Below are 22274 nucleotides of genomic sequence, written 5' to 3' on the forward strand. Positions count from 1 at the left end.
AGAATATTTACACAAGAGTCAATCCTGATAACACCACTTCAAATCATCTGGCACAGTCAAATGCACACCCAACTTCACCACAGCAAAGTCATGCACATAACCCAAATATTCAGTCATCTGCTTAACGCTTAATTTGGTTGTGCTGCAAAGTCTTATCACTTGCTCTGCAATCACCCGGTATTCTTCACACTCATTCTGCTTGAGCATTGCAATCGCATTACAGGTCTCAGCAAACTCTTGATCATCACGACGGTAGATATAAATCAGAAAGCGCTTCTTAAACTCGTAATGCAGCGAATCTTTATCCTGACCAGTCTTTCTTTCAATCTGACCCAACCACATCCACATGAGTCTATTCTGCGCTGTGGATCTATCATCCTGCTTCTGATCAATCACCACCCTTAACGGCTTACCCTCATTAATCGCCTGAGTGTAATTGGTATGCATGAAGTTAATGGCTTTGGTGATGTCGGCATGGGAGTTGATAGGAAACACGGCTTTTTGCATTTCCTACTCCTTGGGTGACACATCCTGCTCTACCAGCTTGTAAACTTTTCCACGGATGGTGATTGGTTCGTTCTTATCGGCACGCTCATACCAGTAAGACATGCTGTAAGCAAACCCAAAAATAAAGCAGATACCACAGAGTAGAATCACTAAAAAGCCATTCATCAAAACACCTCTCTATCTTCCATCACCAACATCCGATTCACTCTCACCAACCACTGATCAAACATTGCTTCACTCTCGGCCCGATTACCCAATTGGAAGGTATCGAACTGGTGATGACAGGAATGGCATAGCGGCACTGTAAACTCATCACTGGCCTTAATCGATCTGCCCTTACCATGCTTGGCACTATTTGAATGAGCAGCCTGGCTATGTGGATTACCGCATCGGATGCATGGCAGCTTTCTGATTGCAGCTAATCGCTTTGCATCACGCATACAGCGCTTCACGCAAATTCTTAATGCGCTCTTTCAACTTAATCATGATGCCGTCAATTGCCAGCAGCTCATTTCGCGTTAATCCGGCCCGACTGAGATTCTGATACTTAGACAGCTCAGTACTGCAAAATTCTAAGTCTTGTTTAGCTTGTACTTTGTCTGTCACAACAAATTTCCCTTAAAAATCAAAAATTAGAATAAATACATGATATAAATTATTTTTATCTATCAAATAAAAGGAGTTATAAATGCCAATTCATCTTGGATATGAAAATGCAGATAGCGATGAAATACGAGTTAATGGCTATATTCTTCATCCTCACAATCTTTTAGAAACATGGATTGTCTTAACCAATCCCACTCTAATTAGTAGCTATGATGAGGAAGAACAAGACTTTGATATTACTCAAGTCGATTTAAAAGAAATCTTAGAAGAGATCTACAATCAATACTTGCCTGGTCTACGTGTACTTAGCACTAAAATCTTTTTTCTTGATTCAGAAGGAAGTGATTGCAATATCGGTATTGAATATAAAGGGCAAGGAATTATAAATACCCAAAATATTACAATTACTGATTACACTTTAAGTGCTGCAAATTCTGATGACTATAGAATTCATCAGGCTCGTGAATTGGTTAAAAAATTAAGTTAAGAAAGAAAAACCCCTCAACATTTCTGCGAGGGGTTTTGTTTGCCGTAATACGTCCGGCTAATTTTAGTCAAAAAAATACCCACACCATTGGGGTCGATGTGGGCGAAACTTTAAATTCAAAATGTGGAGTCTTTGAACAAGTGGTAAATTAATAGAGAATTAATATAACGTCCAACTTATTTTCAAAATAAATTATTAATTAATAAGTGAATTTATCGATTAGTTTATTATGGATTACTCAATTTCTTTCAAACAATCCCGACAGATTTTGATTTCTTCATCATCAATCGTGTAATCGATTTCAGTTGCACCATGAAGACCAAATAAACACATCAATAAACGGAGCATGACTTTTCTCCTGACAATAAAAAGCCCGCTTAATTGGGGAATTAGGCGGGCCAATATTTGCTTTACCATTTAGTTATTTTTACTGCTTTAACTTCTTGGAGTAGTAAAAATATAGCACCTGAATTTCGATAACAAAGTATAAGGAATGTGTAGAAACTGTTTTCAACCGTCCACTTTGAGTTATTTTTCTTTTCACGGTATGGCAATATTTTGGGAATTAAAAGCCCGATCAATTGACCGAGCTTTCGTTGCTATATCTGGGTGGCGGCATCCGATTTCAAACCACTAGAAATTAATGAGACCGCCATAATGCAAAAAGCCCACCATTTGGCGAGCTTTTCTTGATGGTCTTTTAACTATGCAGTTCGACCACTGTACAAAAATAATAGCTTAGAGACGTTTAGGTGTCAATCTCTTAATTTTTTACGATATTCATCCACATAAAAATCAATTTCCTCATGAAATCCCTCAAGGATATTTTCAACCATAAACGATAGATACTTGTGTCGCTTTGCAAACCCATCGGCATTTACTTCCGTAATACCAAAGAAGTTTAGCTGCCCTTGAAGTGTTCTTTCTTCCTTCAACTTTGGTCGCAAATTATAGAAGACACCCATCTTTGCAACCTTGAAGCAAAACAACTGCAAATCAAATTTTTGACGATTCACCTTTTCGCCTGCTGCGGAATACAGGATTTTTGCAATGTACTTACAAACCTCAGCAAAGGCCTGTGTGTTGTCTCGGTAGTCACCCCATACCAGCAGTTCACAATAAGCTTTGCATGCAGGGCATTCAATTGAAGCAATAGCGCCACATCGATCTTCCCATGATGGGCCCTTCTCACCCGTCCCCTTTGGATCTTCACTGTACTCAATGGCCTTGAGTCCAATCTGGTTAAGCCATTCCAAATTTGTCATCTTTTCAGCTACCATCGCATTCATCCCCATTCCCTCTTAATCTTTAAAGCCTTGCTTAATTTCTTTGCGTGTTGCCAATCTCACATCGTCATATGAATAAGCAACTTTGTAATTCCATTCTTTTGTGTAAATTCGACCATGTGCGACTAGGGCAACATTTTGAATATCGGTGATAGGGTCATCGTCAACCGTTACCACTTTTGAGCCTTTCCGAATAAATAACCACTTAAGAAATCTATCCATCCCATCCACCCTTAAACCCTTAACTTTTCAACTTGAATAATCAGCTTCCCGCCTTTTTCTGATGGCAACCGCTTCACGAGCAATTCATCCACCTGAGAATCATCCAGAATCAACCCACCTTTCGACAAAGCGTCAAAGCATGGTTTTACGATGTTATCGATGTCGCGTATTTTCGCATCAGGTGGCGCGTATTCGATCTTTACGCGAACTCTGCCCTGATACCCTGTCGGCTCGATAAAACGCTTCATAACGTCAATAAAGTGGATTGCGCGCTTACTTAATCGATTGGTCTTGTTAGCCCCACGAATCCAGTAGTGATTCACCGAAGGAGGTGTGATTAAAACTTCACACCAGAGCAATTCATCATTCATCACACCAAACCCCTTTCCTTCGACCAGATGGGCCGGAACCTTTGGCATTGGATCTGGATTAGATTTCTTTTTCCCCGACTTGGCTGTCACACCAAATCGAGGACCAATACCGGCTTTTCGTGCCTGGGCTGCGGTGATACGGAGATTAGTCATTGACACCTCGTAGGGCTTCTAAATTCTCAATTTGAGCTTCGATAACATCCGCAAATTCACTATCGTCAGACCACAAATCAAATTCATTTCTTATGCTGGTGGTAAGTTTCTTGTATTCATCAATCCGTTTTTGAAGTTCAATATTTTTACCGAGCAACTTCTGTTTATTTTTGGAGTTCTTCCGCAAGCCAGCCTCTAGGCTAATATTGGTTTTTTGCAACTCCTCAACCTCCTTCTTCTTCTCGATATAACAAGCCTCCATGTTGTTGAGCTGGGCTTTCAAACTCTCAATCTGCTTCTCATACTTTCGCAAATCAGCGTCTTGAAGCTTGATGACTTCGGTGTGCTCGTCGATGATGGCTTGTTGGTGGTTCCATGCTTCTTCTGAAATCCTGCCCTCTTGGCCAAGAAAATAAGTAACTCGGCCATTTTCATTTAAGGATTTAAACCACTTTTCAAAATCACTCATCTTTCACATCCCCTAACTTCGTAAATATCACCAACATCATGAAAGTTATATTTTTGAGCTAGACGGCCAATCACCTGTTTTCTGGTTAGTGGTTTTTCAGTTTTAATATCCACCGTGTACCACACCAAACCCAATCTAACGCGAGCCTCGTATTTGCATGAGGCATTCGCCTGGATGGATACCATTAATAAAAATGCGATTAAAATAATTTTCATCGCTCAATCACCTTTGTATTCGGGCTAATGTGGTTTTTGATATCAGTGCATGTATCAATACGGTCGTGATCAGCTAGAGCGGCGCGTAATTCACCATGTGTAAAACCAACCGAGCTTCTTTGCCACATTCCATTGATTACAGCGATTTTCCAACTCTCAGGCACACCATGCTTTTGAAGCATCCCATCAAGTGCTTTTGCGTTTTCCAATCCCAATTTTTCGATTAAGCTCATGCCCATTCCATACACTCCTTGCAGTCACAACCGCTTCTGAATTTTGTGATAGTTCCGTGTTGAGCCAGTTTTAGAATTTCTTTCTTCACCTCAACTGGTGATGCCTTCCGAGCCGGTTTTTTAGTTCTTACTTTTGGCACCACAACCTCGATTGAACTCTTGCGCCCAAGGAAAGGTATTTTTCTTAATACTGCTGCTTTCAATGGGTGATCCGTGTTGTTATCAAAACTCGCCAAAACCTCTCTGACGGTCAGCGGCTCGTAATGTGGTCGACCTAATGCCTCGGCAATTTCAATCAGTGCTGTTCTGATCTGTTCTTTGGTGTCTAGCATGGCCCACCCCCCCGAATAATTGCTTGGCTTTAGGTGTAAGGAAGTAGCGATATTCATCATTACCACCCCCAACAAATCCAATAAGACCGACTTGCACCAAGGTTTTTAAGTAGCGCTGTACCGATCTAATCGTCATGTATGGCAGCGCTTGATCTTTGATTTCCTTGGTTGTGGCGATTGGTGTGTTTTTAATAACAAGTAAAACGTCAATGCCACGATTTAATGAGGCTGCCTTGTTGTGCTGATACGTTCTTTCGTTCACACCCCACCCCCTACACGCCGATCCATCCAATTGCACTCAACCACAGCCAATCCGTCATGCTGGAACCGGGACCATAGTCGATCACCCAAATCAGTCGCCAAATCATCCTTGGTCATATTTGAAATCAGCATGGTCGGCTTACCTGCGTCATAACGCGCATATAAAACCTTGTGAACCAGTTGCAGGCGGTTTTCATGGCGATCATGCAACCCATATTCATCCAGAATCAGAAGGTCATAATCGGTATAGCGCCAGATTGCGTTGGCTTCGTTGTCATCGGCTTTTTTCCAAGCGTTGGCAATCTCATTAGCCATATCTTCAGAAGTGACGTAGCGGGCGTATTTACGCGCCTCCAGAACGTTGCGAGCGACTGCGCATGCCAAATGGGTTTTTCCAGTACCAGTACGACCCACCATAATCAGATTGCGAGTGATGCCTTCCAGAAAGTCTTTAGTGAATTTCACACACTGAGCTTTGGCATGTTTCTGGCCGTCGTTAGTGGTGATGTATTCCTTAAAACCACTGTTTGCATGACGACCTGGTAACTTCGCGCCTTCAAAATGCTTTTCACGAACCATCTGATTGACAGAGGCTGCATGATCCTGATGGGCCTGATTTAAGATTTCAGATGCACACTGTTTGCAAATCGACTGGTTACCCAGTTGAACTTTTTGCATCTGGTGGCGGTCACAGTATTCAGAGCTGATCTGAATTTTTGATCCAAGTAGAGCTGCTGCATTCATACCAAGCCCTCCAAGTCGATATCATCGGTTGCGGGTGCGTAGTTTTGAACTTGGCCCCAGTTTTGATTTACGTTGCGGTTGTTTTGGGCGGGTGCTGCAGAGTGTGAATTTTGTTTTTGAGTGAACTTGCGTTTGATCCACTTCACGAAGTTTGAATACATTTGGGTGTCTGTGATCAAGCCTGCGTTCAAACGTGGTTCGTAGTGAGCATTCACTTCAAGTAAAATCTGATTCACCAGTTCTTGGGTCATCGGGGTTTCACCTGATCGCTGTAACCAAGAATTCAGAGAATGCAAATCTGGCGTCCAAAGTTTTAGAACCTGATCAACTGAATTTTCTTGCGTGTTTTTCTCTTTAAAGTTTTCTTTAAATGTTTCTTTAAGTGTTTCTTTAATAGGGTCCCGTTCAACGGGACTAGTCCCGTCACCTTTCGCGGTACTAGTCCCGTCCCGTTTGGTGGTACTAGTCCCATCACCTTTAAGGGTACTACCCTCATTTGGTACTAGTCCCTTTTCGCGGTACTGGTCAGGAGTGAATAAATATTCATTCAAACAGCCTGTTGTTCTTTCAACTTTGATTAAGCCAAGCTCTTCCAGATCACGAATACATGACATAACTGTGTCGCGTTTTTTAATACCGCAATATTTCTGAAATTGAGTGATAGCAATTGGGTGAGATACGCGGTCAAATCCAATGGTTTGACGCATGACAAACATTAAACACTTAAACGCCTTATCGTTTAACTGGGCCATGATCTGACCGTCAATTAAGCCATTTGGCATCTTGGTGTAGCGCTCTTCTTTATTCGACATAGCTTTGCGCTCATTTTTTGGAAAATGAACTACTTGCCCTTGAGGTATTGGTGGTTCATGTGCTAAATTTGATTTCATATTTAAAATTCTCTCCAAGTGTTTTGAATATCAAAAGCCTGATCTCGCAAATCAGGCTTTTTCTCGTTGTAGAGCCGATAAATACTTCGCACACTCGCCTTTCATGGCCTTACGCAAAGACTGAATTTTCTGTTCGATTTCTTCGAGGATGCGATCCGTCTCATCCATTTCGGCAGGTGTTACTACACCATCTTCCAGAGCAGATAAAACCTGTTTATTTGCTGCGCCATTGCCAACATTCATGCCAAGCAGCGATTCAAGAACACCTAGTTCATGATCCTTGCCTTGAGCTTGATCTACCGGAACCAATACAAAACCTAATTTGTGCGCCCATACTTTTAATGGTGCTGGGTTTTGCGTATAGGTCAGCATTGCTTCAAATGCCTTTAGGCTCGGTAAATGGTTTTCCATGTTTGGATTGGCATAGTTCAAAATCGTGTTATGAGACACGCCAACAAGATCAGCTATCTCTTTTGGAGTAATGCCGTTCGACTGGTGCACCATCTTGTGCAAAGCGGTTTTGGTCTCTTTCGATATATCCATGTGAACACCTTGTTTACTTTCACGTTTATTAAAAGCGCTAAGTTGTTGATAATTGATTTAAGCAGCAACGGTATGATGTTTGGGGTTGGCTTTATCCATAAGCCAATCCGTGGTAATAAGGCCGTTACTGTTGCTAGCTAATGTTTGTGCATAGTTTGTTTCGCCTGTGTAGTCTGTTCGAGGAAGCGATCCTTTTGCTTCCATTTTTCGAACCGCTACATAGGAAATGCCTAATAGGCTTGCTGCGATTGTTCGCCCACCTACAGCATTAATTGCTTTTTGCATAGGGTTCATGATTTAAACCTTAATTAAACCAGATGTACTTTTTTAATTAAACCACCAGTTACATAATAATGCAACCTATGGTTGATTCCTTTAGACCGATTTTTACTTGATAATTTAACCAAAGGTTAAAGTGTGTAGATATGGAAACTCTTGTTGATCGTTTACAGAAGGCGTTAAGTGCCAAAAAACTCTCATGGTCGAAAGCATCAACCATGATTGGTCTTAGCCCTCAAGCGCCATCAAAGTGGAAGAAAGGTCAGATAAGTAAAGAGACCCTAGAGAAATTAGCTGGAATTCTTGAGGTTGATGTTGGGTGGCTTATAACTGGGGGTGAGCCTGTATCGGCTCAAGCAGAAAATACCCAACCTGTAGTTGCTCATGAATATGGAAATGTAAAGCCAACAGGGAAAAGGCTAAGGGAGATTCCAGTGCTGGATTTTGTTCAAGCAGGCTTATGGAGAGATGTGGTTTATGATGGGCTTCACCCCAAAGGAAAGACTCATACAACCTATGAAGGTGTAGACCCCAAGGCGGTATTTTCATTAACTATTGACGGTATGAGTATGGCACCAGAATTCATGCCAGGTGATGAAGTTGTTGTGGATGCAGCAAAAGCACCAGTACCAGGGTCACTAGTTATTGCTCAAGAAATTCAGCACGGTCTAGCTTTAACAACTTTCAAAAAATATCGTGTTATTGGGGTCAATGAGCATGGGGTGGATGTTATTGAATTAGTTCCACTCAATCCCGACTTCCCTACTTACAACTCTTTGCAAATAGAAATCTCCATCATTGGTGTGGTTGTTCAGCACCACAGAGAGTTTAAATATTAATAAAAAAAGCCACTATATGCGGCTTAGATTTTATCAAGATGTTGAATATGGTAGCTCCCCAAAAAAGAAGGAAAGCATAATGATCGCAACACTTAATAAATCCAAAACTGCGCTAACAATTAATCGTCAAGAATTTAAATTGGCATTAGGTAAAATTGGTGAAGGGATTGATAAACAAATAGCCTCGCTTAAAAAAGCCAAACAAAGCTATGACGCTGCTGAAATAGCACGCGAGGTCATTAGTGAGGCAAATATCTTTGAAGCTATTATTGAAGGCTTTAACGAAGCAGAAGAGACGAATTTAAAGCTGACGGATATAACTAATCTTGAGGTGGCACAAGGGTGGATAGATGAATTTTTAGAAAAGTATTCTGGGGTATAAACAATCAATTTTGTTGGTCGTTTAGAGCTAGCTTTAGTAAAGCCATAAAATTTAAAGTAAACACCGTTAGAGGCAAAAGATGTCAGATTTACAAAATCAAATTGATACAGCAAGAATGCAGGTACATACAGATTCTTACCCCATGTCAATTGGAGAATTAATTAATCTGTATGATGATGGAGAATTAGATATTCACCCTGAATTTCAGAGAATTTATCGTTGGACAGATGAACAAAAAAGCAAGTTAATTGAATCTATCTTATTAGGTATACCTTTACCATCAATTTTTGTAGCGCAACGACAAGATGGCATTTGGGATGTGGTAGATGGCTTACAACGCATCTCAACTATTTTATCTTTTTTAGGTAAACTAAAAGATGAAAATAATGCTGTGCAAATTCCTTTAAAATTGCAAGCTACTAAGTATTTGCCTTTATTACAAGATAAAGTTTGGGAAGATAGACACAATCCTGAAAATGAAATTGACATCGAGGTAAAACGTATTTTTAAACGAGAAAAAATCGATATTAAAATCATTAAACGTGAAAGTGATAATGATACTAAATTTGAATTATTCCAAAGACTAAATACTGGTGGAACAAGACTTTCTGATCAAGAAGTTCGAAATTGCATGTTATTAATGCACAACAAAAATGCATTTATATGGCTTAAAGAGTTGTCAAAATGTGAAAGCTTTATTAATTCCCTTCCCATACCAGAAAAAGCGATGCATGAATCTTATGATGCAGAACTAGCTTTAAGATTCTTTATCTATAGACACCACCACAATAATATTATGAGTGAACATAGTGATGTAGCACCATATTTAAATGCTGAGATGTTAGAGATATTTAGACCACATAATAATTTTGACTATGATAGAGAAAAGCAAATTTTTGAAAAAACATTTACAATTGCTTATAACGCTTTGGAAGACGATGCTTTTAAAAAATTTAATCATACTAAGAACAAATATGAAGGTGCTATATCGTTACCTGTCTACGAAGCTGCTAGTTTTGCGATTTCAGAATTAGTGGCAAATAATGAACATGATGATGAAGCTCTTAAAAACATATTTATTAATAAAACCAAAATACTCACAAATGATGAAGAGTTTTTAGAAGTGCTTAGATCTAGAACTAGGCCAATTGACCGCATGAAATACATGTTTAGCATTGGAGCGAGAGTTTTTGCATGAAAATTCGCACAACTCTAGAACTACAGGATAGCTTACAAAAAGATTTATCTTGGAGAAAAAGAGAGTTTTCAACACTTTCTTTACTGATCAAAGGTAATCACCCTCGATCACATGAGAAGAAAGTTTTACTTAGGGCAGCCATTGTGCTGCTCTATTCTCATTGGGAAGGACATATTAAACATTGCGCTCTAGCATATTTAAACTTCCTTAACAATAAAGGTGTGCCATTTAATCGGTTAAAACCTAATTTTCATTTACTAACAGTATCCGACAAATTTAGAAAAGGATTTTCTTTTAATAAATTTGACTCCTTAATTGAATTAAAGAGTTATTTAGAGAATATCCCTAATATTAATTTTAAAGTAGATGAAAATTTAGTAATAGATACAGATTCTAATTTAAAATCTAATATATTATTAAATATCTTAAAACAATTAGGCTTTGATACTAACGGCTATGAACTGAAAGCGCACTTTATTGATTCCACATTAGTTAGATGTAGAAATTCAATCGCACATGGAGAAATTTTATCTAACACAGATATTGAAGACACTTATAATGAAATTGAAAAAGAGCTACTGGGGATGATAACTCAATTTCAAAATCTCATTTTAAATGCGACTACAACTAAAGACTATCTATGTAGTAACGTAGTAAACTAAAACTGTACCATTAGAGGAAGTGCAAACCCATCTTCAATCTAATGGTATTTCTTTAACTACTGTAACAGTTAAATGCCGCATACGAATTCTTTTGTTCAGAAACTCATTCGTTTGATCCAATTTAAGCTTTTGAAATAAAGCTTTACAATCTTGTAGTGATCCATTCTTAGGTTTAATTACAATCAAGTGATTCTCTACAGCAATAGGCTCCTGTAAATCAATAATAGTAGCTGTCGCTCTATATTTATCACCTGGACTAGATGTTCTTTTTACCAATATACATGGTGGTTGAATGACGCGCCCCTTAAAATTTCGCTTCTCTACTGCAGTATTTAATACTTCCCATGCAATAGTATTTTTCGAGTGAAAATAGGCATACTCATTGCCAATTAAAGGGTCTCTATATGCAACTAACGGGCCTACTGATACGTCAAAAAAGTCTGATAACACCCCTTTATGGTTATCATTATTTTCTTGCCACTTGATAGAAATATCATCTACTTGAGCTTTTAACTTGCCTATCAACAGAAAAACATCAACATCTGTTTTCTTATTAAATCGCCCCCAAATACTACACTGTGCCTCATATTGAGATGAACAATACTGTCTAAAATTGTCATAACGACTACCAGATCTAAGGACATCAGGTAAAATAGCAGAGATTAAACAGCCCTTGGGTAGGTTTCTTAGATAATGATCCATGATTAAACCTGCAGCATTAACTTTTCCTTTTTTCCAATAATGTACCTGAGGGGATATCCAGCTTGAAAAAGGTGGATTTAATACGACGTGAGTAACTCCCTTTAACTCCTCAGCACATACCAGCAGTGTATCCTTTACCTGGATATGGGTAAAATATAATAATGCTTGCTCAACACTGCAGTCTTTTTTCACGCCTCGATTAAGCGCCTCAATAACCAATCTTAGTTTGGTAGCTTCTACAAAAGAAGAATGTAAATCATACCCTTGTAAAACTTTTCCCCATGACTTCAGAGTGCAACTTAGATTTTTATGTACACCTAACATTCGAGAACACTCGATTAACAAATTTCCTGCACCACATGTAGGATCTAACACCACTGAATCTAAAGTAATTGCTTCATTAAATGACTTAATTAATTTAGTTGCTAAATTTTGACCTGTAAAAAAACTGCCCGCCTCCCTCATTTCCTCCAATGAAAGGCATTCCCTTAGAACTAAATCAATAGAATCTAAGTCAACAGCGCTTCTGAGCACTTCTATATGGCCGTTTTCAATAATATCTTTTAAATCATTATTGTGTTGAAACAATTGGTTCATTGAAGGTTATTACTGCAGGATAATTTATACTAATATAGCAAAAAATCTATCAAAATAGCATTAAAAAAAATATAAACTATTGTTATTTAATTAATTTTAAAAAAATAAACTGCAGAAATAGATTGGATGTAAACAACCCATCCCTGTGATGGGTTTTCTTTTGTCTATTAAAACATATTTAAACCTAAATTTAACTATTTTTCACCTATGGTTTAATTTTCGCTTGCTTTATGTTTATACCTTTGGTTTAATAATTTCATCGAAACAAAGAAAAGCCCCAGCGTTGCGGTAACAACCTGAGGCATGACCCACCGTACAGTGAGTGAAATTATTATGAATACAAAAGTTGATGAAGGCAAGTTGATTAGCGGGAAAGAGGCGCTAACCAAAGTAACTGAAGGCATTGTTCAGCACAAATGCGATGAAGATCCCGTTGCGGATCGCTGGACCACTATCACTGATCATTTTTGGGATCAATATAACCTCGGTGTTTTCTTGAATGAGAATACAACTTGGAAGTTCCGCCTCAAGCCTTGCACCATCTCAATCAATGGAATTGAAGTGCCTGCGCCTTTTAAGCCTAAAGATGGCGACAAAACCTATTACCTGAATGACGGGATGCGTAATGGGTATAGAGAGAGTGAGCATTTAGAGCATTTCAAATACCACTTCGGAGCATGGCGCACCGAAGAAGAAGTCAAGCAAGTTGTTTCTGCCCTTCGCCAGGTATTTGGAGGCAGCCATGACAACTAAATCCAATATTCTCAAGTCTGCATTCATTGCAGCATCAATTAGCGCGGGGATAGCAGTAGCTTACGCTTTCCAGCCTGCCAAAGTTGCTGATGATAATCCTCAAGTGGTTATCACCGCTCAAAAATATGAAGTGCTTAAACGTACTTGCCATGAAACCTGTGTTGCTACTGTCAAAGCTAATGATTACAGCATTTATGTTGAATATGCCTTAGACGATGCCTCAGTCGAGTTTCTGGACATTCTTAATGTGGTGCATTTTGACAAGACTGTGAATGCGGATATCGACCGTTATGAAATTGAAAAGATTAATGCTGCGATTACTGGGGGTGTGAAGTGAGTATTAAAAAATATCAAGTGCGTATTCGCAAAACCTTAACTAATGAGCAAGCAGTAGAAGCATTCGGTGAAGAATTAGCAAAGCTTGGTTCAGCCACTCAAATTAGAACAATCACTAATAAGTTGGATGTTGAACTCATTGAGTTGATTGAAAAAATACAGAATTCAATTCCTGATTGGGAAATTATCTCTGTGATTCTAGTTGATACAGACAACTCTGATCAGCTTGGCGAAGACTTTGAATGGGATGAGGTGGAATCATGAACACTTACGCTCAATTCTGTGGATGTGGTGCGGCTATGCGACCTATCCACCATATCGGCAATCAGTCTTTACTCCTATGCCGTGACGGTCATAGCACCAAGGTAATTGACTGCAAGGTGAATGAAGATTTCACCCGTGATTTGTACTTTTCAGACCTACCAAGTTTCAAGGTTGATTCTGATATTTCGATTGAAGATAACGTGCTGACGTTTGGTTTGTATCGCCAGATCGGTGAAAACCTGTGGGCAACGGCTGATTGTTCAATGCCTGTGTTGCCTCACACGATTACCGAAATGCGTAGTCAGAATGGCGACATGCGATATGCCGAGCCAGTGGATATTGATTCTTGGTTAGTTGTGAAAGATACGCCTGTGACTTTGCTGGATGTTTGGAACTTTGAAGCTGAGGAAGGTCAGACATTTACGCTGAATGATGAGCAGATTAAAGAATTACAGCGTCTTGGGAATGAGTACGCGGAACAACTATTTGAAGAGGTGGTTTGAGATGGAAAAATTTGAATTAGAAATTGCAGACCAAAATGTTGTTGTTGCTGCATTCCGCAAGCCAGGCGGCACCGCTGAATTATTCGAGCGTATTGCTCAGGAGGCGCGTTCACACGTTCCAGATGTAACCACTAAAAAAGGCCGCGATCAGATTGGTTCACTGGCAATGAAGGTGAGTAAATCTAAAACCTTTATCGAGAAGTGTGGCAAGGAATTGGTTGCTGATCAAAAGGCTCAAATCAAGCTTATTGATGATGACCGCATTGCAACTGTTAAAAAGTTTGATGAACTTCGGAATGAAATTTTGGCACCGCGTGATGCTTGGGATCAGGCAGAAAAGGATCGTGTGGCGAAGCATGAAGAAGCCATCAAGTTCATTAAAAACCATGCGCCTACAGCTGATGCTGCGGCATTGAAGTTAAAAGGTGATATCGAGTTTTTAGAAAACTTGAGCATTGGTCCTCAGTATGAGGAGTACGAAGAACAAGCCAAACTCGCCAAATTTGAAACATTGGAAGTGTTGCGAAAAGCATTAGAAGCGCGCGAAAAATACGAAGCTGAGCAGGCTGAACTGGAACGCCTTCGCATTGCCGAGCAACAACGCATTCAACAAGAACGTGAAGCACAGATTGCCCGTGAAGCTGCTGAAAAAGCGACCCGTGAAGCAGAGGAAAAAGCACGTTTTGAAGCTGAGCGCGTTCAACGCGAAAAGCTTGAATCGGAGCAGCGCGAAGCTCGATTAAAGGCGGAAAAAGAGGCTGCTGAATTGCGTGCTGTACAGGCTGCTGAAAATGAACGCAAGCGTATTGAAGCTGAACGGGTTGCTAAAGCTGAGGCTGAACGTAAAGCAGCTGAAGCGCGTGAAGCTGACCAAACTCATAAAAAACTAATTTGCAGTGAAGCGCTTAAAGGCCTGACTGATCTAGGTGTGAGTGTTGATCAGGGTAAAGCCATTCTGAATGCAATCAATAAAGGCTTAGTGCCGCACGTTTCGATCAAATTTTAAGGAATAAGAATATGAATGCAGTAGCTCAAGTTGAAAGCCAATTAGGCTTATCAATCAAAGATTATGACCTTGATGAGTCGATGTGGTCTGCCCTTACATCTTCGATCTTTCCAGGTGCAAAACCTGAGTCGATCATCATGGCGGTTGAGTATGCGAAAGCACGTAATCTCGACATCATGAAGAAGCCTTGCCATATCGTACCAATGAGTGTGAAGGACTCTAAAACGGGTCAATCACAATGGCGTGATGTGATTATGCCGTCTATCACTGAGCATCGAATTACCGCAACACGTACCAACCAGTATGCAGGTCAAGATGCACCAGTATTTGGCCCGATGGTTGATATTAAGTTTGGCAATGTTGTGCACACGGTTCCAGAGTCATGCACCGTGACTGTGTACCGGATCATCCATGGTGACAAGGTTCCGTTCTGCCACACCGAATATTTTGAAGAAGCATGCGCCACCGTTAAGGATGGCGGTCTGAACTCAATGTGGACTAAGCGCAAACGCGGCCAATTAGCTAAATGCGCTGAAGCTGGTGCTTTGCGCAAAGCCTTTCCAGAGGAGATTGGAAACGAATACACAGTCGAAGAAATGCAAGGCAAGGAAATTACGGTCGGTGGATCTGAACTGTTTACTGACACTCAAAAAGCAATTGGGAGTTCAATACCCGCTGACTATCAAGAATTTGAGGATGAGTTTTTATCTCATCTTCAAAATGAGGCTCAATACGGGTCAAGTCGACTTCAGGAGGCTTATATCGCCCTACCTAAAGGTGATTGCAAAAAGCATTTCTGGACCACTCACTCGGTAGACCTAAAGAAAGTCGCTGAACTTGCAGACCAAGCCTTAGCACGCCAACAAGGAGAAACCTATGACCATTCTCCAGCGTAGTGAAGATTGGCATGCGGATCGATGCGGCAAAGTGACTGCCAGCCGCATTAAGGATGTGGATGCAAAGCCAATTAAAGGCAAAGCACACAATGCCTTAACCCTAACAATTCTGACTGAGCGCCTTACCGGCGTTCAGGAGGAAACCAAAACCAACAGCCTGATGCAATGGGGTATCGATCAAGAGCCTTATGCAGTTGCAGCCTATGAAAATGAAACCGGTAATTTTGTAGTTGGCACAGGTCTGATTAATCACCCGGTTATCAAAATGAGCGGTGCCAGTCCTGATGGTCTGGTTGATCAAGATGGGCAACTGGAAGTGAAGTGCCCGAGTTCGCAGACTCACTTGAATACCATTTTAACTCAAGAAGTGCCGAGCGAATATGTACCGCAGATCACCTGGCAGCTGGCTTGCACTCGTCGCAAGTGGTGTGACTTTGTGAGTTATGACCCTCGCCTGCCTGGGCATTTGCAACTTGTGATTATCCGGGTGTTTGCAGAGGATTTGGATATCGCAGGTATTGAGCAGTCAGTGATTAAGTTCAATCAAAAAATTGACCAGATCATTTGTGAGTTAAATCCAAAGGAGGCTGCAGCATGAAAATTAAAGAAGGTGGTGGGATGGATGTTCAAGATAAAGCGTTTAGGGAGTGGTTTGCTCAATATGAAAACAATATTGAGTATGCGTCAGAAAAGATTGCATGGGATGCATGGCAAGCAGCCAAAGCCCAAGCCGATCAAAAAATTAAGTTGCTACTCTGTGATGAGCACTTAAAAAAATGCGAATCACCTACTGGTGTTTTTAATAGTCAGTATTCAGATGAAGAGCCCTGTTTGATTTGCTTGGCGAAGCAAGCCAAAGCCCAAGCGGTGCCGGAAGGGTTTGGTGATATTCAATCTTGGATTGCAGTTAATTCATTTTCTGCCTTGGATGCAAGCATGGATGATTTCCTTGTAGTTGATGCTAATGAGCTGGCCAAATATATCGACAGCTTGATCGAAGCACAGGAGCCAACCAATGACTGAATATAAAATCGCAAGCCTGAAAGACCTGCTAAACATCCCTGTGGATCGAGTTGATGATTGCTTGGATGAGTTAAAAGATGGCCTGAAGTTAATGCATGCTCAAATGGCAGCTTTTGAAATCCCTGTGGGTGACGCTGTATTTGATAGTTTCACTTGGAAAGATGATGGTGCGAAAGATATGACCAGCAATGCACATTTTTCTTGTGGTGGTGTTGTTCAAGTTAAGGTGGATCGAAATGACTGAAATTCAATTAACCAACGTGCAGTTCGCGCAGCTCCAGATCGACAACCTTGTGGCCAAGGACAAGCCATACAATGAAACATGGTCTGCCGGTGATGTTGGCTCATTCAATGCGATCTTAAACGCTGTGGATTTTGACAATGAGTTCACATACCACATGCGAGGTTGGTCACGTCAACGAGTTAAGTCTGGTACTGGTGGGATTATCACGGTTGATGAAAGCAATGCGGATAAGCTGTATCACCTATTCGCCTGCTATTTAAGCAAGTTGCCGAGTGGTGTGGTGAGGTCTTTGGGAGAGGTAAGCTAATGGATGTTGGCTCAAGCCGATGGATGCCTCAAATTTTTGAAATGTTTGAGGAGCTTAAATCTCAGAATCAATATCTGGTTGAGAAAGTCGAGCGCCTGGAAGAAATTGTAGACAAGAAACCTTTAACACTAAACACCGCTGAAGCAGCAAAAGTTTTGGGATATTCAGCGGAATATGTGAGAAAGCTTGATCGTGATGGTAAAATGCCAAAACGTGTGTCGAAAGATGGACAGCGCTCTCGATGGAATCGATCAGATATTGAAAAAATGGCTAAATCTAGAAAAACCGGAAGACCGAGAAGCAACTCTTAAAACTAAGGGTTGCACCAAATCTGCACCAAAGATTTATAAGTTATTGATTTTATATAATGTATGGTGGGGATAGAGAGACTCGAACTCTCACGCCCAGAAGGCGCTGCGACCTGAACACAGTGCGTCTACCAATTCCGCCATATCCCCATGGCTGTGTATATTATAGCGATCAGACCCGATTCACAAGCAATTCTGTAGCAGGAAAATACTTTTATATCAAAATTTAAGCAATTAATTCAGTATTGCGTAAATACTGACCTATTTGCACTGTTGTCGCCTAGTTTCATCGAGACAGATCAAATCAATACGCACCACAGGAGAATGACATATTCAAATTTAGACTTTAGCTGACTTGGATAATATCAATTATTGCATCTAATAAAACAAAGTTTCCTGAAGTTCTACCCTTTCCTGAGCATTGACCCGTTTTCTAACGTTCTTTAACAGACTAAACCTATGCGTAAAAGACAGCAAAATTTTACAGCTTAAAAAAGCTGGTATAAATTTCAGGCAATAAAAAAGCAAGGCATCAGCCTTGCTTTAATATGATGGTGGGGACGGAGAGACTCGAACTCTCACACCTCGCGGCGCTGGAACCTAAATCCAGTGCGTCTACCAATTTCGCCACGTCCCCATCAGGGTACCAACTTAGCGTTGGATTTTTCAAACTTTGGCAGAGGATCAAGGACTCGAACCTTGACGAACGGTTTTGGAGACCGTCATGCTACCATTACACCAATCCTCTACTCGGCCAGTTTACTCAATTACTCAAGTAAATTGGTGGGGACGGAGAGACTCGAACTCTCACACCTCGCGGCGCTGGAACCTAAATCCAGTGCGTCTACCAATTTCGCCACGTCCCCAATGGCTGTGTATAATATAGAGATCATTTCCAGCTGACAAGCCGTTTATAAGAAAAAAACACTCATTTGATTAAATAAGAAACAATCCCGATTTTATTGTATTTTTCTCATTCGATTTCAGTCACTAAGTAGTGTTTAACCGCTTTAAAATCTGCCAACCGATGCTGTTTTTGCTTGCCTAGCATCAGCGCTAACAACTTTTCAAAAATCTGAATTTGTTCAGGCAACTCAACTTTTAGGCGCTGACAATGTAAAAACGCCCAATCCAGATAGTCAGTTGCCTGCAAGCGCTGTCCACTCAGCCATTCATAAAAAATCACGCCCAAAGCATAAACTTCGCTCTGCAAGCTTTTGGCTTTTCCTTGGAATAATTCCGGTGCCATATAACGTGGTGTGGCATTCAGCTCATCCACTTTCTGATCCAGAGCTTGCACTTGTTCAAAATCAAGCAGACATACCCTGCCCTGAGCATCAACAAAATGCTCCCGCTTTAAATCCGCATGTAAATAGCCCAGCTGTTGCAGGCAGAGTAAAGGTTCTACCGCTTGCAGCAAATGTTGTCGAATCTGCGTTACAGAAAGTTGATCTGGCATGATCTGAAAATGTGCTGGTGCATCGACCAGAATCAAAGCCTGTTCAAATTGTTCATGTTGAATGGTGAATGGCTGTTGAATAATTTGATGGGGAAGGAAAAAGTTCAGATCACTCGAACGGCTATGCGTTTGATAAAAATTCAGCTCCTGCTGCCAGCCCAGCTCTGCATGCGGAGATGATATTGAGCTGTCAGATTTAGTCGACACTTGAGTTTTTAGCCAGAATGCGGGCTGACCCGCAGCATAATACAGGCGTCGGCCAAAACCCAGACTGCGGGTTTTGGTTCTTGGTTGAAAATCGAAAGTATCAAGATGATCTAAATTAAGTGGTTGCAATATATTCAGGCTTTGGATCAGCAGTATATTGATAATTTAGCAGTTCCAGACAATGCTGAATAGTTTTCCCCACCCGTTCCTGAGTCTCGATTAAGGAAATTTTTGGCCAAGTGGCCCGTTCGCCTTCGCGCTGCAAGATTTTAAAGAGATAGGGCCGTGGATTTTGCAGCATATAGCTATAGTGGCGCAGGCTATATTTACCGACAATATTCACATCGCCATAATAACGCTGATCGACCACCCCATAGCCGTGATCGAGTATGCGGCGTACAGGAGGCAAGCTTCCGGCATGTTCCCGGGCAAAATCCATCATTCCTTTGGTAATCACCGCACCCTGACGGCGTACAATCCGTTGTGGCCAGCTTAAGGTACCTTTGCGGAAACGTGCGACATCATCTTGCATAAATGGCACGATATGCGGATTGACCTGGCTGGCGATGGTGTAATTGATATTGTACAGCCGGGCCATTTTTTCCTGTGGAAAATCACTGCGTACACTGCCATCGACCCAACGTGTTGCTCCCATATAAGGGGTATATTCACCATCATAACGCTTACTGGTCAAACGTACTGGCGGAAACAGAATAGGGACTGCACAAGAGGCCAAGACCGCACTCCAGACCAGCACATCCGGAGAAGTATAGGCATTTAAAATACGGGCATCCTGTGCTGAATCATAAGGGGCAACAGCAATATTGATATGCAGACCTGAGGTTTTGAGTGCTTCTTCAAAGGTCAGATCGCCTAAATTTTCGACCAGAAATTTTTTCAGATATTTGACATCTGCCAGACCTCCATTGCCTTTCAGCAATTCACTCATGGTTCGGAAATGAAAAGCCTCATGAAAAAAATTATGCCCCTTCAAAAGATCGACATACTGCGAGGGTTTGGATACACCCAACATTGCCGTCATGATGGCACCTGCACTAGAACCTGACATGACCTTTGGCAATAAATCCTGCTCCATCAGAGCCTTACAAACGCCGGTATGAAACAGACCCAAGGTCGAGCCACCGGAAAACATCAGGGCCGGCTGACCATAGGCACGCTGACAGCCTTTAAAAAATTCAATTTTTTCTTCAATATTTAAACAGCTACAGTCTGTTGAAGCGATATGTGCCAGCCCCTGACTAACCTGCTCCACATAATCTTCAATAATTCTTTTGGTGCCGACATAGGCTTCGGTGAACAATAAAGGATGGGCAATATTGGCGATATCGTAACTTAGACCTTCGCGCAGAATATACATCAGGTCGTGGGTACGTTTCTGTTGTCTATAGCGTCTTAATTTACCCAAACGATGCGCAATAACTTCTGCATCAAAATAGGGAGAACTATTGTCGAATTTCCATTCTTGCGCCCCGGATTCTTCATCTATTTTTAGCGCAATATATTTCCATTCCTCATAGGACTCAGCTTGTTGCAGCTGCTGCTTGAGTTTTTTAATACGATAGGCCTGATGTGGATTAATGTCCTGAGTAAAATCTTTAAACAGCATCTGCCTTCTTCCCTATATTGTATTTTTCATTCATCTTGCACTGCGTAGAAAATATGCACCGATCTGTTCATAACAACAATAGCGAAAATTCTCTGCTTTAAGCAAATTATCACACTTTTCAGGCTTTGACTGTGAATTTTAGGGTGATAGTATCCTAGACATAATTTTAAATCTGTAATGCTGAGATCATGGCGAAAATTGAGTTACCTGACAATATCTTGAATACCCTTTCGACTGTTCTGCTGCAACTTCAGCAAAGCCTGCCCGAGCTGAAACATGCTCCTGATTTTTCTGCACATGCCTATAAATGGCAACAGGGTGAACTCAAGCCCATTCATCAGCTTAGACAGATGGAACTGGCCGATTTAAAAGGGATTGAGCGACAAAAAGAAAAAGTCATCCAGAATACTTTGCAGTTCTTAAATGGCTTGCCTGCCAATGATGTCTTGCTGACTGGTTCGCGTGGCACCGGTAAATCCTCTATCGTTCGTGCCCTGCTGACCGAATACGCAGCGCAAGGTTTACGCCTGATTGAGATTGAACGCGATGACTTGTCAGAACTTCCGGAAATTCAAAAACTGATTGCAGACCGTCCTGAAAAGTTTATTGTCTATTGTGATGATCTGGCCTTTAATGCAGAAGATGAAAATTATCGCAGTTTAAAAAGTGTATTAGATGGTTCATTGCAATCGGGTTCGAGTAATTTTGTGATTTATGCGACCAGTAACCGCCGCCATTTACTGCCAGAATTTATGCATGAAAATACGCCTGTCACCCGGGTCGATGTTCCGCAATATACTGAGCTACATCCTCAGGAAGCAATTGAAGAGAAGATTTCGCTATCTGACCGTTTCGGCTTATGGCTGTCTTTTTATCCAATGGATCAGAATTTATATCTGGAAATTGTAGAGCATTATCTTAAAAAGGCTGAGATGGAATTGACCCCGGAAACCCGAGCCGAAGCCTTGCGCTGGTGTCAGGCACGCGGTCAACGTTCGGGACGTGCCGCGTATCAGTTTTCCAAGCACTGGATTGGGTCGCAGCAGTTAAAAATCCTATAATCCCGTACAATTTCGCTATCAATTCACAACTATTGATAGCGTCTTTTCTTATTCTTAAAACAACTAAAACGATGACAACAATGTTCAATAAAATATTTATAAGCCTATTTTCTGATTTCAACTACCGCAATCTATGCGCAAACGAATGGGTCGGTTCAAAAAGCATCCGACTGTCAATCCGATCTTTTTAATGGAAACTTTTGCTCAAAAAAAAATATTGCCCAATATCGACATGCTTTAAAAACATCAAAAGCAAATTTTAATTATCAATATATTCTATTAAATGGTGGCATTAGACACTC

The 22274-nt window shown here is 40.9% G+C and carries 35 protein-coding genes and 4 tRNA genes; 17 read left to right on the forward strand and 22 right to left on the reverse strand.

All coding sequences use genetic code 11. The features are described from left to right. Positions 1–18: 18 nt before the first annotated feature. The 3 genes from FTU40_RS00240 to FTU40_RS00245 all read right to left on the reverse strand — a co-directional run bounded on the left by FTU40_RS00240 (position 19) and on the right by FTU40_RS00245 (position 1113). Positions 19–507, reverse strand: coding sequence for a recombination protein NinB (locus FTU40_RS00240; protein ID WP_180039334.1), 489 nt, complete (start codon positions 505–507; stop codon positions 19–21). A gap of 164 nt (positions 508–671) precedes the next feature. Further along, positions 672–947 (reverse strand): hypothetical protein, encoded by a 276-nt coding sequence (locus FTU40_RS15165; RefSeq protein WP_257223502.1) that lies wholly within the window; start codon positions 945–947, stop codon positions 672–674. Beyond that, entirely contained in the window at positions 940–1113 is a 174-nt protein-coding gene (locus FTU40_RS00245; RefSeq protein WP_180039335.1) for a hypothetical protein, read from the reverse strand. The genes FTU40_RS15165 and FTU40_RS00245 overlap by 8 nt, the downstream gene beginning before the upstream one ends. A gap of 82 nt (positions 1114–1195) precedes the next feature. Here FTU40_RS00245 and FTU40_RS00250 point away from each other — a divergent pair, with 82 nt between their 5' ends. Then, a complete protein-coding gene (locus FTU40_RS00250; protein WP_180039336.1) occupies positions 1196–1600 on the forward strand; it encodes a hypothetical protein in 405 nt (134 codons plus the stop codon). Between the two features lie 755 nt (positions 1601–2355). On the opposite strand, the gene FTU40_RS00255 is transcribed toward FTU40_RS00250, so the two are convergent. Genes FTU40_RS00255 through FTU40_RS00310 form a run of 12 tightly spaced genes read right to left on the reverse strand, consistent with a single transcriptional unit; the run spans position 2356 to position 7613 of the window. Further along, the gene (locus tag FTU40_RS00255) at positions 2356–2889 is read right to left on the reverse strand and encodes a hypothetical protein (RefSeq protein ID WP_180039337.1); all 534 of its coding nucleotides are present in this window, start codon (positions 2887–2889) and stop codon (positions 2356–2358) included. Between the two features lie 12 nt (positions 2890–2901). Continuing rightward, entirely contained in the window at positions 2902–3108 is a 207-nt protein-coding gene (locus FTU40_RS00260) for a hypothetical protein (RefSeq protein WP_180039338.1), read from the reverse strand. An 11-nt stretch (positions 3109–3119) separates the two neighbouring features. Then, positions 3120–3632: a RusA family crossover junction endodeoxyribonuclease gene (locus FTU40_RS00265; RefSeq protein WP_180039339.1), complete on the reverse strand. Its 513-nt coding sequence runs from the start codon at positions 3630–3632 to the stop codon at positions 3120–3122. Then, entirely contained in the window at positions 3625–4101 is a 477-nt protein-coding gene (locus FTU40_RS15170) for a hypothetical protein (protein ID WP_257223503.1), read from the reverse strand. Before FTU40_RS15170 ends, FTU40_RS00265 begins: the two co-directional genes overlap by 8 nt. After that, positions 4098–4316 (reverse strand): hypothetical protein, encoded by a 219-nt coding sequence (locus tag FTU40_RS00275; protein ID WP_180039340.1) that lies wholly within the window; start codon positions 4314–4316, stop codon positions 4098–4100. Before FTU40_RS00275 ends, FTU40_RS15170 begins: the two co-directional genes overlap by 4 nt. Next, positions 4313–4549 (reverse strand): hypothetical protein, encoded by a 237-nt coding sequence (locus FTU40_RS00280; RefSeq protein WP_180039297.1) that lies wholly within the window; start codon positions 4547–4549, stop codon positions 4313–4315. Before FTU40_RS00280 ends, FTU40_RS00275 begins: the two co-directional genes overlap by 4 nt. Next, positions 4546–4881 (reverse strand): hypothetical protein, encoded by a 336-nt coding sequence (locus FTU40_RS00285; protein WP_180039341.1) that lies wholly within the window; start codon positions 4879–4881, stop codon positions 4546–4548. The genes FTU40_RS00280 and FTU40_RS00285 overlap by 4 nt, the downstream gene beginning before the upstream one ends. After that, entirely contained in the window at positions 4841–5143 is a 303-nt protein-coding gene (locus FTU40_RS00290) for a hypothetical protein (RefSeq protein WP_180039342.1), read from the reverse strand. Before FTU40_RS00290 ends, FTU40_RS00285 begins: the two co-directional genes overlap by 41 nt. Beyond that, positions 5140–5886: an ATP-binding protein gene (locus tag FTU40_RS00295; protein WP_005262240.1), complete on the reverse strand. Its 747-nt coding sequence runs from the start codon at positions 5884–5886 to the stop codon at positions 5140–5142. The genes FTU40_RS00290 and FTU40_RS00295 overlap by 4 nt, the downstream gene beginning before the upstream one ends. Further along, positions 5883–6776: a replication protein gene (locus tag FTU40_RS00300; protein ID WP_180039343.1), complete on the reverse strand. Its 894-nt coding sequence runs from the start codon at positions 6774–6776 to the stop codon at positions 5883–5885. Before FTU40_RS00300 ends, FTU40_RS00295 begins: the two co-directional genes overlap by 4 nt. Before the next feature lie 51 nt (positions 6777–6827). Then, positions 6828–7319 carry a phage regulatory CII family protein gene (locus tag FTU40_RS00305; RefSeq protein ID WP_004731383.1) on the reverse strand — a complete coding sequence of 164 codons (492 nt, stop codon included), beginning with the start codon at positions 7317–7319 and terminating at the stop codon, positions 6828–6830. A 57-nt stretch (positions 7320–7376) separates the two neighbouring features. Next, on the reverse strand, positions 7377–7613 hold the full coding sequence (locus FTU40_RS00310) for a hypothetical protein (protein WP_180039344.1): 237 nt from the start codon (positions 7611–7613) through the stop codon (positions 7377–7379). A gap of 131 nt (positions 7614–7744) precedes the next feature. Here FTU40_RS00310 and FTU40_RS00315 point away from each other — a divergent pair, with 131 nt between their 5' ends. The 4 genes from FTU40_RS00315 (at position 7745) to FTU40_RS00330 (ending at position 10679) form a co-directional block, all read left to right on the forward strand. Next, positions 7745–8437: a LexA family transcriptional regulator gene (locus FTU40_RS00315; protein WP_180039345.1), complete on the forward strand. Its 693-nt coding sequence runs from the start codon at positions 7745–7747 to the stop codon at positions 8435–8437. A 79-nt stretch (positions 8438–8516) separates the two neighbouring features. Then, a complete protein-coding gene (locus tag FTU40_RS00320; protein WP_180039346.1) occupies positions 8517–8819 on the forward strand; it encodes a hypothetical protein in 303 nt (100 codons plus the stop codon). Between the two features lie 79 nt (positions 8820–8898). After that, on the forward strand, positions 8899–10017 hold the full coding sequence (locus tag FTU40_RS00325; protein WP_180039347.1) for a DUF262 domain-containing protein: 1119 nt from the start codon (positions 8899–8901) through the stop codon (positions 10015–10017). Then, positions 10014–10679, forward strand: coding sequence for an MAE_28990/MAE_18760 family HEPN-like nuclease (locus tag FTU40_RS00330; RefSeq protein WP_180039348.1), 666 nt, complete (start codon positions 10014–10016; stop codon positions 10677–10679). The genes FTU40_RS00325 and FTU40_RS00330 overlap by 4 nt, the downstream gene beginning before the upstream one ends. 33 nt (positions 10680–10712) lie before the next feature. Here the strand turns inward: FTU40_RS00330 and FTU40_RS00335 are convergent, their stop codons facing one another. Continuing rightward, positions 10713–11978, reverse strand: coding sequence for an N-6 DNA methylase (locus FTU40_RS00335; RefSeq protein ID WP_180039349.1), 1266 nt, complete (start codon positions 11976–11978; stop codon positions 10713–10715). 333 nt (positions 11979–12311) lie between these two features. On the opposite strand from FTU40_RS00335, the gene FTU40_RS00340 reads away from it, so the two are divergent. The 11 genes from FTU40_RS00340 to FTU40_RS00390 are packed head-to-tail and all read left to right on the forward strand — an operon-like array spanning position 12312 to position 17621. After that, positions 12312–12731, forward strand: coding sequence for a hypothetical protein (locus tag FTU40_RS00340; protein WP_180039350.1), 420 nt, complete (start codon positions 12312–12314; stop codon positions 12729–12731). Further along, positions 12721–13068 (forward strand): hypothetical protein, encoded by a 348-nt coding sequence (locus FTU40_RS00345; protein ID WP_180039351.1) that lies wholly within the window; start codon positions 12721–12723, stop codon positions 13066–13068. Before FTU40_RS00340 ends, FTU40_RS00345 begins: the two co-directional genes overlap by 11 nt. Then, on the forward strand, positions 13065–13331 hold the full coding sequence (locus tag FTU40_RS00350; RefSeq protein WP_180039352.1) for a hypothetical protein: 267 nt from the start codon (positions 13065–13067) through the stop codon (positions 13329–13331). The genes FTU40_RS00345 and FTU40_RS00350 overlap by 4 nt, the downstream gene beginning before the upstream one ends. Further along, positions 13328–13834 carry a hypothetical protein gene (locus FTU40_RS00355; RefSeq protein ID WP_180039354.1) on the forward strand — a complete coding sequence of 169 codons (507 nt, stop codon included), beginning with the start codon at positions 13328–13330 and terminating at the stop codon, positions 13832–13834. The genes FTU40_RS00350 and FTU40_RS00355 overlap by 4 nt, the downstream gene beginning before the upstream one ends. A gap of 1 nt (position 13835) precedes the next feature. Further along, positions 13836–14840: a hypothetical protein gene (locus FTU40_RS00360; protein WP_180039356.1), complete on the forward strand. Its 1005-nt coding sequence runs from the start codon at positions 13836–13838 to the stop codon at positions 14838–14840. 11 nt (positions 14841–14851) lie between these two features. Beyond that, positions 14852–15736, forward strand: a complete 885-nt coding sequence (gene bet, locus FTU40_RS00365; RefSeq protein ID WP_180039358.1) for a phage recombination protein Bet — start codon at positions 14852–14854, stop codon at positions 15734–15736. Beyond that, positions 15717–16334 carry a lambda exonuclease family protein gene (locus FTU40_RS00370; RefSeq protein ID WP_180039360.1) on the forward strand — a complete coding sequence of 206 codons (618 nt, stop codon included), beginning with the start codon at positions 15717–15719 and terminating at the stop codon, positions 16332–16334. Before bet ends, FTU40_RS00370 begins: the two co-directional genes overlap by 20 nt. Next, a complete protein-coding gene (locus tag FTU40_RS00375; protein ID WP_180039362.1) occupies positions 16331–16759 on the forward strand; it encodes a hypothetical protein in 429 nt (142 codons plus the stop codon). The genes FTU40_RS00370 and FTU40_RS00375 overlap by 4 nt, the downstream gene beginning before the upstream one ends. After that, the gene (locus FTU40_RS00380; protein ID WP_180039364.1) at positions 16752–17003 is read left to right on the forward strand and encodes a hypothetical protein; all 252 of its coding nucleotides are present in this window, start codon (positions 16752–16754) and stop codon (positions 17001–17003) included. Before FTU40_RS00375 ends, FTU40_RS00380 begins: the two co-directional genes overlap by 8 nt. Beyond that, complete coding sequence (locus tag FTU40_RS00385; protein WP_180039365.1) at positions 16996–17310, forward strand: hypothetical protein; 315 nt, start codon at positions 16996–16998, stop codon at positions 17308–17310. The genes FTU40_RS00380 and FTU40_RS00385 overlap by 8 nt, the downstream gene beginning before the upstream one ends. Beyond that, a complete protein-coding gene (locus tag FTU40_RS00390) occupies positions 17310–17621 on the forward strand; it encodes an AlpA family transcriptional regulator (protein ID WP_180039367.1) in 312 nt (103 codons plus the stop codon). Before FTU40_RS00385 ends, FTU40_RS00390 begins: the two co-directional genes overlap by 1 nt. A gap of 61 nt (positions 17622–17682) precedes the next feature. Here FTU40_RS00390 and FTU40_RS00395 read toward each other — a convergent pair. From FTU40_RS00395 to FTU40_RS00420, 6 genes are all read right to left on the reverse strand, one after another. Next, a tRNA-Leu gene (locus tag FTU40_RS00395) sits at positions 17683–17768 on the reverse strand. A 402-nt stretch (positions 17769–18170) separates the two neighbouring features. Beyond that, positions 18171–18255 (reverse strand) — tRNA-Leu (locus tag FTU40_RS00400). Between the two features lie 37 nt (positions 18256–18292). Continuing rightward, positions 18293–18366 (reverse strand) — tRNA-Trp (locus FTU40_RS00405). A gap of 33 nt (positions 18367–18399) precedes the next feature. Beyond that, positions 18400–18484 (reverse strand) — tRNA-Leu (locus FTU40_RS00410). A gap of 107 nt (positions 18485–18591) precedes the next feature. Continuing rightward, entirely contained in the window at positions 18592–19413 is an 822-nt protein-coding gene (locus tag FTU40_RS00415) for a protein kinase (RefSeq protein WP_159515899.1), read from the reverse strand. Then, positions 19400–20911 (reverse strand): DUF3336 domain-containing protein, encoded by a 1512-nt coding sequence (locus tag FTU40_RS00420; protein ID WP_159137924.1) that lies wholly within the window; start codon positions 20909–20911, stop codon positions 19400–19402. The genes FTU40_RS00415 and FTU40_RS00420 overlap by 14 nt, the downstream gene beginning before the upstream one ends. Before the next feature lie 188 nt (positions 20912–21099). Between FTU40_RS00420 and FTU40_RS00425 the strand changes: the two genes are divergently transcribed. Then, positions 21100–21972 carry an ATP-binding protein gene (locus FTU40_RS00425; RefSeq protein ID WP_159515900.1) on the forward strand — a complete coding sequence of 291 codons (873 nt, stop codon included), beginning with the start codon at positions 21100–21102 and terminating at the stop codon, positions 21970–21972. The last annotated feature ends 302 nt before the right edge of the window (positions 21973–22274 follow it).

It is taken from the genome of Acinetobacter sp. YH12100 (assembly GCF_013419135.1).
GTDB classification, from domain to species: domain Bacteria; phylum Pseudomonadota; class Gammaproteobacteria; order Pseudomonadales; family Moraxellaceae; genus Acinetobacter; species Acinetobacter pseudolwoffii.